This is a genomic window from Mycobacterium sp. D16R24, from assembly GCF_002013385.1.
Taxonomy (GTDB): domain Bacteria; phylum Actinomycetota; class Actinomycetes; order Mycobacteriales; family Mycobacteriaceae; genus Mycobacterium.
The window spans coordinates 177509-189613 of record NZ_MAEV01000002.1 but is presented as its reverse complement, the minus strand read 5'-3'; the positions used below and the strand labels follow the sequence as shown (position 1 = coordinate 189613).

The 12105-nt window shown below is 65.9% G+C and carries 14 protein-coding genes; 6 read left to right on the top strand and 8 right to left on the bottom strand.

Translation table 11 applies throughout. The features are described 5' to 3' along the window. Window positions 1-4: 4 nt before the first annotated feature. The 3 genes from nhaA to B4383_RS01985 form a co-directional block, all read right to left on the bottom strand. A complete protein-coding gene (nhaA, locus tag B4383_RS01995; protein WP_078287747.1) occupies window positions 5-1303 on the bottom strand; it encodes a Na+/H+ antiporter NhaA in 1299 nt (432 codons plus the stop codon). Window positions 1304-1404: 101 nt separating this feature from the next. Beyond that, window positions 1405-2571, bottom strand: a complete 1167-nt coding sequence (locus B4383_RS01990) for a TRAM domain-containing protein (RefSeq protein WP_078287746.1) — start codon at window positions 2569-2571, stop codon at window positions 1405-1407. Beyond that, window positions 2571-4577 carry an APC family permease gene (locus B4383_RS01985; RefSeq protein WP_078287745.1) on the bottom strand — a complete coding sequence of 669 codons (2007 nt, stop codon included), beginning with the start codon at window positions 4575-4577 and terminating at the stop codon, window positions 2571-2573. Before B4383_RS01985 ends, B4383_RS01990 begins: the two co-directional genes overlap by 1 nt. A 119-nt stretch (window positions 4578-4696) precedes the next feature. Here B4383_RS01985 and B4383_RS01980 point away from each other — a divergent pair, with 119 nt between their 5' ends. Both B4383_RS01980 and B4383_RS01975 read left to right on the top strand, forming a co-directional pair. After that, window positions 4697-5386, top strand: a complete 690-nt coding sequence (locus B4383_RS01980) for a TrkA family potassium uptake protein (RefSeq protein WP_134064938.1) — start codon at window positions 4697-4699, stop codon at window positions 5384-5386. After that, window positions 5383-6039 (top strand): TrkA family potassium uptake protein, encoded by a 657-nt coding sequence (locus tag B4383_RS01975; protein ID WP_078287743.1) that lies wholly within the window; start codon window positions 5383-5385, stop codon window positions 6037-6039. The genes B4383_RS01980 and B4383_RS01975 overlap by 4 nt, the downstream gene beginning before the upstream one ends. Here the strand turns inward: B4383_RS01975 and B4383_RS01970 are convergent. Together B4383_RS01970 and B4383_RS01965 are read right to left on the bottom strand one after the other, a co-directional pair. Continuing rightward, window positions 6036-6779 (bottom strand): DUF3159 domain-containing protein, encoded by a 744-nt coding sequence (locus B4383_RS01970; RefSeq protein WP_078287742.1) that lies wholly within the window; start codon window positions 6777-6779, stop codon window positions 6036-6038. The genes B4383_RS01975 and B4383_RS01970 overlap by 4 nt on opposite strands. After that, window positions 6780-7151 (bottom strand): OB-fold nucleic acid binding domain-containing protein, encoded by a 372-nt coding sequence (locus tag B4383_RS01965; RefSeq protein ID WP_005057265.1) that lies wholly within the window; start codon window positions 7149-7151, stop codon window positions 6780-6782. 225 nt (window positions 7152-7376) lie between these two features. Here B4383_RS01965 and B4383_RS01955 point away from each other — a divergent pair, with 225 nt between their 5' ends. Next, the gene (locus tag B4383_RS01955; protein WP_078287740.1) at window positions 7377-8039 is read left to right on the top strand and encodes an alpha/beta hydrolase; all 663 of its coding nucleotides are present in this window, start codon (window positions 7377-7379) and stop codon (window positions 8037-8039) included. A gap of 1 nt (window position 8040) precedes the next feature. Here the strand turns inward: B4383_RS01955 and sigI are convergent, their stop codons facing one another. Continuing rightward, window positions 8041-8919: an RNA polymerase sigma factor SigI gene (gene sigI / locus B4383_RS01950; protein ID WP_078287739.1), complete on the bottom strand. Its 879-nt coding sequence runs from the start codon at window positions 8917-8919 to the stop codon at window positions 8041-8043. 130 nt (window positions 8920-9049) lie between these two features. Here sigI and B4383_RS01945 point away from each other — a divergent pair, with 130 nt between their 5' ends. Beyond that, window positions 9050-9910: an NAD(P)H-binding protein gene (locus tag B4383_RS01945; RefSeq protein WP_078287738.1), complete on the top strand. Its 861-nt coding sequence runs from the start codon at window positions 9050-9052 to the stop codon at window positions 9908-9910. Window positions 9911-9948: 38 nt separating this feature from the next. Then, on the top strand, window positions 9949-10353 hold the full coding sequence (locus tag B4383_RS01940; protein ID WP_078287859.1) for a nitroreductase/quinone reductase family protein: 405 nt from the start codon (window positions 9949-9951) through the stop codon (window positions 10351-10353). Window positions 10354-10381: 28 nt separating this feature from the next. Here B4383_RS01940 and B4383_RS01935 read toward each other — a convergent pair whose 3' ends face one another. Together B4383_RS01935 and dut are read right to left on the bottom strand one after the other, a co-directional pair. Further along, a complete protein-coding gene (locus B4383_RS01935) occupies window positions 10382-11119 on the bottom strand; it encodes a DUF3710 domain-containing protein (RefSeq protein WP_078287737.1) in 738 nt (245 codons plus the stop codon). Further along, entirely contained in the window at window positions 11119-11589 is a 471-nt protein-coding gene (gene dut, locus B4383_RS01930; protein WP_176138376.1) for a dUTP diphosphatase, read from the bottom strand. Before dut ends, B4383_RS01935 begins: the two co-directional genes overlap by 1 nt. Between dut and B4383_RS01925 the strand changes: the two genes are divergently transcribed. Beyond that, window positions 11582-12094, top strand: coding sequence for a DUF3093 domain-containing protein (locus B4383_RS01925; RefSeq protein WP_191986380.1), 513 nt, complete (start codon window positions 11582-11584; stop codon window positions 12092-12094). The genes dut and B4383_RS01925 overlap by 8 nt on opposite strands. The last annotated feature ends 11 nt before the right edge of the window (window positions 12095-12105 follow it).

The following is a 12105-nucleotide window of genomic DNA, read 5'->3' as shown; positions in this document are numbered from 1 at the left end:
CGATTCAGATTTGGTCGCTTGGAGCGGAGCCAAAAACATCGGGCACTCCATCGTGGTCGGCATCGAGGGTCTCCTTGGCCTCGATGCGCCGATATGCCCGGTTGCGCAGCCTCAGCACGACCGAGGCCACGGCCGCCGATGTCAACGATCCGGCGAGCACGCCGACCTTGACGTGCTCGGCGGCCGATCCGGCGCCGAACGCCAATTCGCCGATGAGCAGCGACACCGTGAAGCCGATCCCGGCCAGCAGGGCCACACCGACGATATCCAGCCAGCTCAGATCGTCATCGAGACTGGCCCGCGTGAACCGCGCCAACAGATACGTCGTCAGGAAGATCCCTATCGGCTTACCCACCAGCAGGCCCAGGACCACTCCCAAGGCCACCGGATCCAGCAGCGCCTGCCACAGCCCGGAGAAGCCGCCGAGGGTGACGCCCGCAGCGAAGAACGCGAACACCGGCACCGCGACACCCGCCGACAGCGGTCGTAGCCGGTGCTCGAATCGCTCGGCCATGCCGTGCACATCGGTACGCCCGTCCCGCCTCAATACCGGGACGGCAAATCCCAGCAGTACGCCCGCCACAGTGGCGTGCACCCCCGAGGCGTGTACCAACGCCCAGGCGGACAGTGCCAGCGGCACCAGTAGCCACCATTCCCGGCGACGGCGCTGCACCGCCAGCGCGAACAGCGCGAGCGGAATGAGCGCGAGGCCCAGCGCCCCCCAATGCAGCTCATCGGTATAAAAGACCGCGATCACGATGACGGCCAGCAGATCATCCACCACCGCCAGGGTGAGCAGAAATGTGCGCAGCGCGGACGGCAGATGTGTTGAAATCACGGCGAGCACGGCGAGCGCGAAGGCGATATCGGTGGCGGTGGGGATTGCCCAGCCGCGCATCGCCTCGCCACCACCGGAGGCGTTCACCGCCAGATAGATGGCGGCCGGAACGAGCATGCCGCCGATGGCGGCGACAATCGGCAACGCGGCGCGCCCCGGGTCCCGCAGATCCCCCGCCACGAATTCACGCTTCAGTTCCACGCCTACAACGAAGAAGAAGATCGCGAGCAGCCCGTCGGTGGCCCAGCCCGCCAGCGTCAGGTTCAGATGCAGCCGCTCGGGCCCGACCGTGATGGCTCCCAGCCGGTAGTACCAGGAACTCCACGGCGAGTTGGCCCAGAGCAGTGCGGTCAGCGCCGCCGCCACCAGCAGCACGCCGCCGACGGTTTCCTGGCGCAGAATCTCGGCGACACGAGACGATTCCGCCCACGATCCGCGGGTAAAGACGCGTTGGCGCAGCCTCATGGATTGGTGTCCGTCCTTTCTGGCAGGGCTAAATACCGCCGACCAGACTTCCCGGCACACCTGGGAAGCTACTTTATAAGATCTTTACGCCCGCCGCCGTCTTAGCGGGTGAGCAGCGCGAAGCTTTCGATGTGATGAGTGAGCGGGAACGCATCGAACAGCCGCAGCTCTTCTACCCGATACCCGCGCTCCAGGTACAACCCCACATCGCGTGCGAATGCCGCTGCCTCACAACCGATATGGATGACTCGCGGCACGCCGGCATCGGCGATTCGCCCGATGACCTCACGTCCGGCACCCGCGCGGGGCGGGTCGAGAACCGCGACATCGGCCTTACCCAGGTCGCGCATGGCGTTGCGTACCGAACCGCAGATCATGGTGACCTGACGCAGATCTCCCAGCGCACCCTTGGCGCTCCGGAACGCCGGACGTGAGGTGTCGACACTGACAACACGTCCCGTGCGTCCCACCGCCTCCCCCAGCACCGCCGCGAAGACCCCGACACCGCCGTACAAATCCCAGGCACTCATGCCCGGCTCCAGCTCGGCCCATTCGGAGACCAGCTGACTGTAGGTGCTCGCCGCGTCGCGATGTGCTTGCCAGAACGCCGTCACCGGTACCAACCAGAGCCGGTCCCCGACCTTCTGAACCGCAACGTCCTCGCCTTCGACCACCGAACGCCCGCGCAGCACGTGCCGACGCCCCTGATCGTCCAGCACGGCGTGCAGCGGACCCTCGGAACCGAGATCCGGTTCATCCAGCCCCTCGAGCAATCCCGGCACCACCTGGGCACAGCGCAGGTCGGTGACCAGCTCGTTGCTGTGATACCGGTGAAAGCCGGGTTGCCCCAACGCGTTCACGTCCAAACGCACCCGAGTCCGCCACCCCGTGGAGTCTCCGGCCCCGATCTGTTCGGCCGCACCCTGCCAGTCGTACTTGCCGAGCCGCGACAACTGCTGGCTCACCACATCACCCTTGAGCTCGCGCAGATACGCCGGATCGACGAAAGACAGGTCACAGCAACCAGACTCGCCGCTACCATGCGCGATGGGGCATATCGGATCGATGCGGTGCGGTGACGGGTCCAGGACGTCGACGGCGACGCCATGCCAGAAGCTGGCTTGCCGGTCATCGGTGATCTGGACACGCACCCGCTCGCCAGGTAACGCGTATCTGACGAAGATGACGCGCCCGTCGTGCCGGGCCACCACGCTGCCCCCATTGGCGGGCCCACCGGTCTGGACCTCGAGGATTTCGCCGATTGCCACTAGGAGTCGAACCCTCGCCGTGAGTCGCCGGGTGCGGACTGCTCGTCGAGCTCGCGGCGACGCTCGGACGAGTCAAGCTGCCACGGAACGGATGTGACCATGACATTGGGAACGAACAACAGGCGCCCCTTGAGTCGCAGCGCACTCTGGTTGTGCAGCACCTGCTCCCACCAATGCCCCACCACATACTCGGGAATGAAGATGCAGACGACTGTGCGCGGCGCTTCCTTGCTGATGCGCTTGACGTAGTCGAGGATGGGCCGAGTGATTTCGCGATACGGGGAGGCGATCACCTTCAGCGGAGTGCTGAGATCGCTTGTCTCCCAATCCCTGACGAGTTCTCGGGTGTCCCGATCGTCAACACTGACGGTGATCGCCTCCAGGACGTCGGGACGGGTGGCACGGGCGTAGGCGAGGGCGCGCAGCGTGGGCTGATGCACCTTGGAGACAAGGACGACGGCATGGGTGCGGCTGGGCAACACCACTTCTCCCTCGTGGTTGTCCAGCTCACGGGCCACCGTGTTGTAGTGCTTGTGAATCATCTTCATGAGCACGAACAGCAGACCCATTGCCAGGATCGCGATCCATGCTCCGGCAAGGAATTTGGTGACCAGGACGACTATCAGCACTGTGCCGGTCATGATGGAACCGATGGTGTTGATGATGCGTGAGCGGATCATCTTGCCGCGTACCGCCGGGTCGGTCTCGGTCTTGAGCAGCCGGGTCCAGTGCCGCACCATGCCGATCTGGCTGAGCGTGAAGGACACAAAGACGCCGACGATGTACAGCTGAATGAGCGCGGTCACCTCGGCCTTGAACGCCACCACGAACAAGATGGCGACTGCCGACAGGAAGATGATGCCGTTGGAGAACGCCAGCCGGTCGCCGCGCGTGTGCAGTTGGCGCGGCAGGTAACGGTCCTGCGCCAGAATCGATCCGAGCACCGGGAAACCATTGAACGCGGTATTGGCGGCCAGCACCAGGATGAGGGCCGTCACCACGGTGATGAACAGGAATCCAATCCGGAAGTCACCGAACACCGCCTCGGCAAGCTGGGCGACCAGGGTCTTCTGGTGGTAGTTGGCGGGTGCACCCACGAGCTGCTGCGCCGGGTCCTCGGCGATCTTGGCTCCGGTGCGTTCGGCCAGCAGGATGATGCCCATAAACAGGGTGATGGCGACGCCACCGAGGAGCAACAGCGTCGTGGCCGCGTTGCGCGACTTGGGTTTCCGGAAGGCAGGCACACCATTGCTGATCGCTTCCACACCCGTCAACGCCGCACAGCCCGACGAGAAAGCCCGCGCGACAAGGAACACCAGCGCAAAGCCCAGGAGGCCGTTTCCTTCGCCATGCATCTCGAAGGAGGCCGATTCCGCCTTCAGCGGGGTACCGAGCACGTAGATCTGGAACAGCCCCCAGCCCAACATGAGGTACATGCTGATCATGAAGGCATACGTGGGAATCGCGAACGCGGCGCCCGATTCGCGGACTCCGCGCAGATTCATCGACATCAGGATCACAATGGCGACCACCGCGAAGGTGACCTTGTGCTGCGCGACTAGCGGGATGGCCGAGCCGATGTTCGACATCGCCGAGGACATGGAAACGGCAACGGTCAACACGTAATCCACCAGCAGGGCGCTACCGACCGTCAGGCCCGCGGTAGGCCCGAGATTCGTGGTGACCACCTCATAGTCGCCGCCACCGGAAGGATAGGCGTGCACGTTCTGCCGGTAACTCGCCACCACGACCATCATGACCGCGGCGACCGCAAGTCCGATCCACGGCGTCAACGCATAGGCGGACATGCCCGCGACCGAGAGCACCAGGAAGATTTCCTCGGGCGCATACGCCACCGAGGACAGGGCGTCCGAGGCGAAAACCGGTAGCGCGATGCGCTTCGGCAGCAGGGTATGGCCAAGGCTGTCACTGCGAAACGGTCGGCCGATTACCAGGCGTCGAGCCGCCGTCGACAGCTTGGAAAGCGTAGACACGAACGCCAACATTAGGCCACGCGAGCAATCGCGGTACGGTCTCACTTGACATCGCTGTGTCGGGTGCCGTGACGCGGCGTTCAGCATCGCGGCGCGTAGTAAGACGAACGCCTATCCAGAAGGGTCTACCGGTGCGAGTAGTGGTGATGGGCTGCGGGCGTGTGGGCGCCGCGCTGGCCGGGGGCCTGGCCAGGATTGGCCACGAGGTGGCGATCATCGACAAGGAAGCCTCCGCGTTCAACCGGCTCAGCCCCGAATTCACTGGCGAACGCATCGTCGGCATGGGTTTTGATCGCGACGTCTTGTTGCGGGCCGGGATCGAGCGGGCACAGGCGTTCGCCGCGGTCTCCTCCGGTGACAACTCGAACATCATCTCGGCCCGGGCGGCCCGCGAGACCTTCGGCGTCGAGCGCGTGGTGGCCCGTATCTACGACGCCAAGCGTGCCGCCGTCTACGAGCGCCTCGGCATTCCGACCGTCGCCACCGTGCCGTGGACGACAGATCGTCTGCTGCATGCCCTCACCCGGGAAAGCGACACGACCAAGTGGCGTGATCCGTCCGGTTCGGTGGTCGTCACCGAGCTCGCGCTGCACGAAGAGTGGATAGGCAAGCGCGTCACGGCGCTGGAGACCGCCACCGGTGCGCGGGCGGCTTTCATCATCCGGTTTGGTACGGGCGTGCTTCCCGACACCAAGACAGTCATCCAGGACGGTGACGAGGTGTATGTGTCGGCGGTGTCCGGACGCGCCGCCGAGGCCATGGCGATCGCGGCGCAGCCGCCGGGTGAGGATGCCGACGATGACCACGGGGGTGCCCGATGAAGGTCGCCATCGGAGGCGCCGGCGCCGTCGGACGTTCCATCGCACGCGAGCTCATCGAGAGCCGACACGAAGTCACCCTGCTGGAACGCAATCCCGATCACATCGATCCGGAGGCGGTGCCCGAGGCGCATTGGCGGCTTGGGGATGCCTGCGAGATCAGCCTGTTGGAATCCGAGGAACTGCACACCTTCGACGTGGTGATCGCGGCGACCGGTGACGACAAGACCAATCTGGTGCTGAGCCTGCTGGCCAAGACCGAGTTCGCCGTGGCGCGCGTCGTGGCCCGGGTGAACGACCCGCGCAATGAGTGGCTGTTCGACGATGCCTGGGGCGTCGATGTCGCGGTATCGACACCGCGCATGCTGGCATCCCTCGTCGAGGAGGCCGTCGCCGTGGGTGACGTGGTGCGGCTCATGGAATTCCGGCGCGGTCAGGCCAATCTGGTGGAAATCACGCTTCCCGACGACACCCCGTGGGGCGGCAAGCCGGTTCGGAAGCTGGAGCTCCCCCGCGACGCAGTGCTGGTGGCGATTCTGCGCGGATCACGGGTCATTCCCGTACAGGCCGATGAGCCCCTCGAAGGCGGCGATGAGCTGATCCTGGTCGCGACCGCGGACATTGAGGACGAGCTCCACCGCGCGGTCCTCGGCTAGGTACTGGTCGAGGATTCCTCGGCCACGTCGGTGTGGCGGCGCACATAGCGGATCACCAGCAAGGTGATCAATGCGCCGACGGCCGTCAACGGCCAGCCCATCGCAATCTTGGTGCCGCCCAGCCAGGCCGTGTTGCCCGCGAGGTATAGCCACTGCTGCACGACAAATCTGGTGGCGAACAACACGATCCAGGCCACCGTCGCGATATCGAAGGCCGTCAGGATGCGCCGATCACCGCGCCACGACATGTCGCCGCCGGTGGCCCAGCTGTACGCGTAGCCCACGATCGGGCGGCGGATGATCACCGATACCAAAAAGACCGTGCCCCAGAAGAAGTTGGCCCAGATCCCAATGAGGAAGTAGCCCTTGGCCTCTCCCAGTAGGTACGCGATCAGTGCGCTGATGCCGACGCTGATGAACCCCGAGACTGCCGGTTGCAGCGATTCACGCCGCACCAGACGCCAGACCAAAACCAGGGTGGCGGCCACCAGCGCAGCGACGATCGCCGGCATCAACGAGGAGATGCTGACCGCGACAACGAAAACGATCACCGGGATCGACGAGTAGACGATTCCCTGCCATCCCCCGGCCTGATGCCACATCTCGTGCAGTGGCGAGCTTCCCGGCTCCTCGGGCTTGGTCCCGGGCACGCTGAATTTCAGCTGCGGGCCCTCCGCGGTATCCGAGCCGACATGCGCGCCGCCCGAGCCGTCCGGCTCGTGCGATGGGGTCTCTGGCACTTAGCGCTGAATCTCGTAGTACGGGTTGTGAATCACCTTGCCGCCGTTCTCAAGCTTGCCGAGTCGACCGCGCACCAGCAGGGTGCGGCCCGATTCGATACCGGGGATTCGGCGTTGACCCAGCCAGACCAGCATCACCGTGTCGGTGCCGTCGAACAGCTCGGCCTTCACGCCTGCCACGCAACCCTTGGAATTGGTCTCGACGGTGCGCAAGGTTCCGCACATGGTGACCTCTTGGCCGCGCTGACAATCGATGACGCGCTGAGCACCGGTGGCGGCGGCGTCGTCACCGATCTTCTCGGCGTCTACTTGCTCCAGGTCCTCTGTCAGCCGACGAGTCAGTCGACGCAGATAACCGCCTGTGGTAGCCACTTCTCGTCCTGGCCTCTCAACATGCCCGATCGTGTGATCGCTCGTGGAGTCACTTGGCGCAAGCGGCTCATCGGTGCAACCGCCACGGTAGACCTTTGCACGCCCCGATGCCAGGCGGCCCCCGGGGTGTCCCGCACACCGGGCAAGATCAGGTGCGTGACACCCATCAACGGTCTTGCCGCAAGCGGCCTATCCCCCGAACTTGATGGCCACACGGCTGTTCTCATGCCGGGCACGGGCTCCGACGACGACTACATCACGCGGGCGTTCGGCCCCGCTCTCAGCAGCGCGGGGGCCACCCTGGTCGCGGTGCGTCCAGAACCGAATGACCTGGTCAACAGTTACTTACGGGCGCTTGACCGGGCCGCTCGGGGTGGCCCGATCGTCGTGGGCGGGATGTCCATCGGCACCGCCGTGGCCCTGACGTGGGCCCTGCGCAACCCCGGGGCGACGGTGGCGGTGCTCGCAGCCATGCCCGCGTGGACCGGAAAGCCGGAAAACTCGCCGGCCTCGGTGTCCGCCCGGGTCACCGCGGAATCGCTGCGTTCGGACGGGTTGGCCGCAGTCACCGCCGCGATGCAGGCCAGCAGCCCCGCCTGGCTTGCGGCAGAGCTCACCCGCTCGTGGGCCGCCCAGTGGCCTGGTCTGCCCAGCGCCATGCAGGAGGTGTCGGCATTTATGAACCCGACGGCCGACGATATCCGCGGACTGACCGTGCCCTTGGCAGTGGCGGCGGCCACCGATGATCCGATACATCCGCTTACAGTCGCCCAGGACTGGGCGTCCTGGGCGCCGCGCGCGGCGCTGCGCACCTTCACCCTCGATCAGCTGGGCGCCGACCCGTCCTGTTTGGGCCGGGCGTGCGTCGGTGCGCTGAGCGACATCTGAATCACAGACCACGCGCTGCGGGGTCGGCCGTGGCCTCAATCTTGAGCACCAGGCCCTCGCGCACCGTCAGGGTGACCACCGCGAACAGCCTGCGCTGCGCGAAGGCCAGCAGAACCGGCTGCCCGAACGGCCCACCGACCAACGTGGCACCGTGACCGAGGTAGACGAGCAGGTTGGTGGCGACATCTGTGCGTCCACGGTTGACCTGTGGTGGGGGCGCCGGATCCCCGATGATGGTGCCTACTCCCCAGACGCTGGGATCCAGAACCCCCATCAGTCCGGTCAGATCACCGTTTGCACATGCGGTGACGAACTTTTCGATCAGCTGCTGGTGTTCGGCACCGGTGACATCACCGGTGCGCGATGCCGACTGCTGGAATCTGGTCCGCGCACGCCGGGCGAGCTGGCGGCACGTGCCCACCGGACGGCCTACTGTCGACGCGATCTCCTCGAACGGCACTCCGAACACGTCATGCAAGACGAACGCGACCCGCTCGCCGGGACTCAACGTGCGCAACACCTCCAGCAAGGCACCCCGCACCTCGTCGTCCAGAGTGACTCTGTCGACGGGATCAGCGCTCGCGGAAACATGCAGCGGTGCACCGGATTCCACGGTCGATGCGACGCCCGTCTGCTCACGGCGCATTCGTGCCGAACGCAACTGGTCCAGGCACAACCGGCCGGTCACCACCGATAGCCAGGCCCGCGGCTCGTCGATCTCCGTCCGGTCGGCGCGCGCCAGCCGCACGAACGCCTCCTGAGCACAGTCCTCGGCATCCCCGATGTCGCCGAGCATTTGATAGGCCAGATTCACCAGGTATGGGTAGTGCTCACGCCAGGCCGCGGCCACCAGCGCGCCGCGCGTAGACGAGGAACTCATGTCACTACGACGATTCCGCGGCCCGGAAAGTTACCGCCCACTTCGGTAACTTCTCGCGCCCGCGCCCCGTCGTACTCATGTGGCCGAAACATGGAAAGCCATCCGAACCTCCCGAATTGGAGCACCCGACATGACAATTCTCGTCACCGGCGCAACAGGCAATGTGGGGCGCCCGCTTGTGGATCTGCTCAGCAGGGCGGGCGCCGACGTACGCGCGGTCACTCGCCACCCTGCGCACGCGGATTTTTCACCCCAGGTGAAAACCATCGAGAGGGCCCGAGCCGGCCTGCGCGGTGCCACCGCCGTCTTCCTGAATTCTCGAGCACTCGGAGAGGACCTCATCGATTTTGTGGATCAGGCCGTACGCGAAGGGGTTACCCGCCTGGTCGCACTCTCGGCGATCAACTGCGACGACGACGTCTCCCGGCAACCATCGCGGTTCCGCGGTGATCGAAACAAAGAGGTGGAACAGTGCGCCGTCGATTCCGGAGTGGAGTGGGTGAGTCTGCGTCCGACGGTCTTCACGTCCAATTTTCTCGGGATGTGGGCGGGCCAGCTCAAGGCGGGTGACGCGGTCCGCGGACCGTACGCGGCCGCCTCTGTCGCCCCGATCGCGGACCGGGACATCTCCGAGGTCGCGGCGCATGCCCTGCTCACGGACGACCTCGTCGGACATCGCATCCCGTTGACCGGCCCGCAGGCATTCACCAACGCCGACCTGGTCGCGGCACTCGGGGAGGTTCTGCATCGGCCGTTGGAATACCTGCAGGTTTCCGACGATCTCGTCCGTCAACACTTCGCCGGTCTGGGGTTTCCGGCGGGATTCGCCGACGCATACCTGGCCATGCAGGCAGCCACGGTGACCGTGCCGGCGGTTGTGACGCACGGGGTGGACCGGATACTCGAGCGTCCCGCGGAGACCTTCACATCCTGGGCCAACAGATACCGGGCTGAGTTCGCACGTGCCGAGTTCGCACCACAGAAGGGATGACGGCCATGACCAACACCCCACCGCGGTGGCTCAAATCGATGAACAAAGTGGTGCGGGCATTTCACCGCCTCGGCATACCCACTGGTCCGGCGATGGTGCTGACCGTCCCCGGCAGGAAGACCGGGCATCCCCGCCCCACGCCGATCACACCATTCGAGATGGACGGTCAGCTCTACGCCGTAGGCGGCTATCCGGGCTCGGATTGGCCACGCAACGCCGCCGCGGCCGGTTCCGGAACTCTCACCCGACGAAACCGCGTCCAGCACGTCAGGATCATCAGCGTGCCGCCCGAGACGGCACGGCGCGCCCTGCGGGAATTCGCTGTGAAGGTTCCGGTGGGTGTGCGGTTCGCGAAAAGCGCCGGGCTGGTCCGTCATGGAACCCCAGATGAGTTCGAAGCCCTGGCCGGAACGCTGTCGGTGTTCCGGTTCGATCCCGACTAAACCCCAAGCTCGCGCTCGCCCGCCGGATCTAGCCGCCGGTGATCGTGGACCGCAGCTGCTGCATGGCTGACCCGGAGACGCTGCGGCGGGCCACGGGCGTCGGATCATCCTGCGGGGCGGGCTCCTCGGCGACGGCCTCGGCCTCTGCCTGGGCCATCGCCTGCGCTTGAGCCGCCTGCAGCTGCTCGAGCATCGGTTCGGGCAGTGCGACCGGCAGCGGAGTGCGCACGGGGTACGGGCTGTCATCGCGGCGGACGACGGTATCGGCCACCGCGTCGCGGGCCTCCTGCGCCAGCGCGTCGAAAGTCTCGGCGGGCCCCTGCAGCACGCAGCGGATCATCCAGCGGTAGCCGTCGACCCCGATGAAGCGCACGGAGCCTCCCTCGGCGACTCCGACGACCTCACGGCCCCACGGTCCGTCGGCGATGGACACCTCTGCCGCTTCCTTGCGCAGCGATTCAGCCAGCTCGCCCGCGATCTCGCGCCACAGTCCGGCGGATTTCGGTGCGGCGTAGGCGGCCACCGAGTAGCGCCCGTTGGGTGTCAGCACGAAGACCGCACCGGGAGCACCGGAAGCGGTCAACTCGACCTGAATCTGTCCGGCCTCGGGCACCGGGATGAGTACCGAACCCAGGTCCAGGCGCCCGATTCCGGCGTCCTCCGGACTCTCGAAGTCCTCGACTTCGTATGGACCGTCGAATGTTTCGCCCGACGCGTCGTCGGCATCGTCCAGGTCGTTAAGACCACCACTTCGGTGCAAAGCCATCACAAACTCGCATGTCCGCCGCTGGATCCGTGTCCGCCCACACCGCGGGTGGTCACGGCCAGACCGGCCTCGTCAAAAGAATCCACTTCAACCAGCTCGGGCAGCTCAACCTGCTGAACCAGCAACTGCGCGATCCGGTCACCACGGGCGATGACGATCGGGGTCTCCGGGTCCAAGTTGATGAGGCTCAGCTTCACCTCGCCACGATACCCGGCATCGATCGTGCCAGGGCTGTTGACGATCGAAAGGCCCACGCGCGCAGCCAGGCCCGAGCGTGGATGCACCAACCCGACCATCCCGGTCGGGACAGCCACGGCAATACCGGTACCCACCAACGCCCGGCGCCCGGGCTCGATCACGAGGTCCTCGGCGCTGTAGAGATCGACCCCCGCGTCGTCGGCATGCGCACGGGACGGCAGGGGCAGCTCTCGATCGAGGCGAACGATCGCCAATCTCGTAGGTGTGGGCACGATCGCCCAGACTACCCTTGGCCGCGTGACGGCCTCCCCCAACAACACGACCGATATCCGCTACGTCGAGCGGCTGTGGGTTCCGTGGTGGTGGCCCCTGCCCGGCTTTGGCGCGGCAACGCTGCTCGGGCTGGAAATCAATCAGAGCATGCGCCAACTGCCCAGCTGGGTGCCGTACCCGATCCTGTTCGCGATTGTCGCGGGAGTCTTGTTGTGGTTCAGCAGGATCCGCGTGGAGGTTGCCGCCGGACCGGACGGCGGCGCCGAGCTGCGCGCCGGATCAGCACATCTGCCGGTCAGTGTCATCGCCAAGTCAGCGGCAATTCCCGCCACCGCGAAGAGCTCGGCGCTCGGCCGTCAGCTCGATCCGGCGGCCTTCGTCGTGCATCGGGCCTGGATCGGCCCGCTGGTCCTGGTGGTACTCGACGACCCGGAAGATCCGACGCCGTACTGGCTGGTGAGCAGCCGCCATCCCGACCGGGTACTGGCAGCCCTACGGAGCTAGTACGCGGCTAG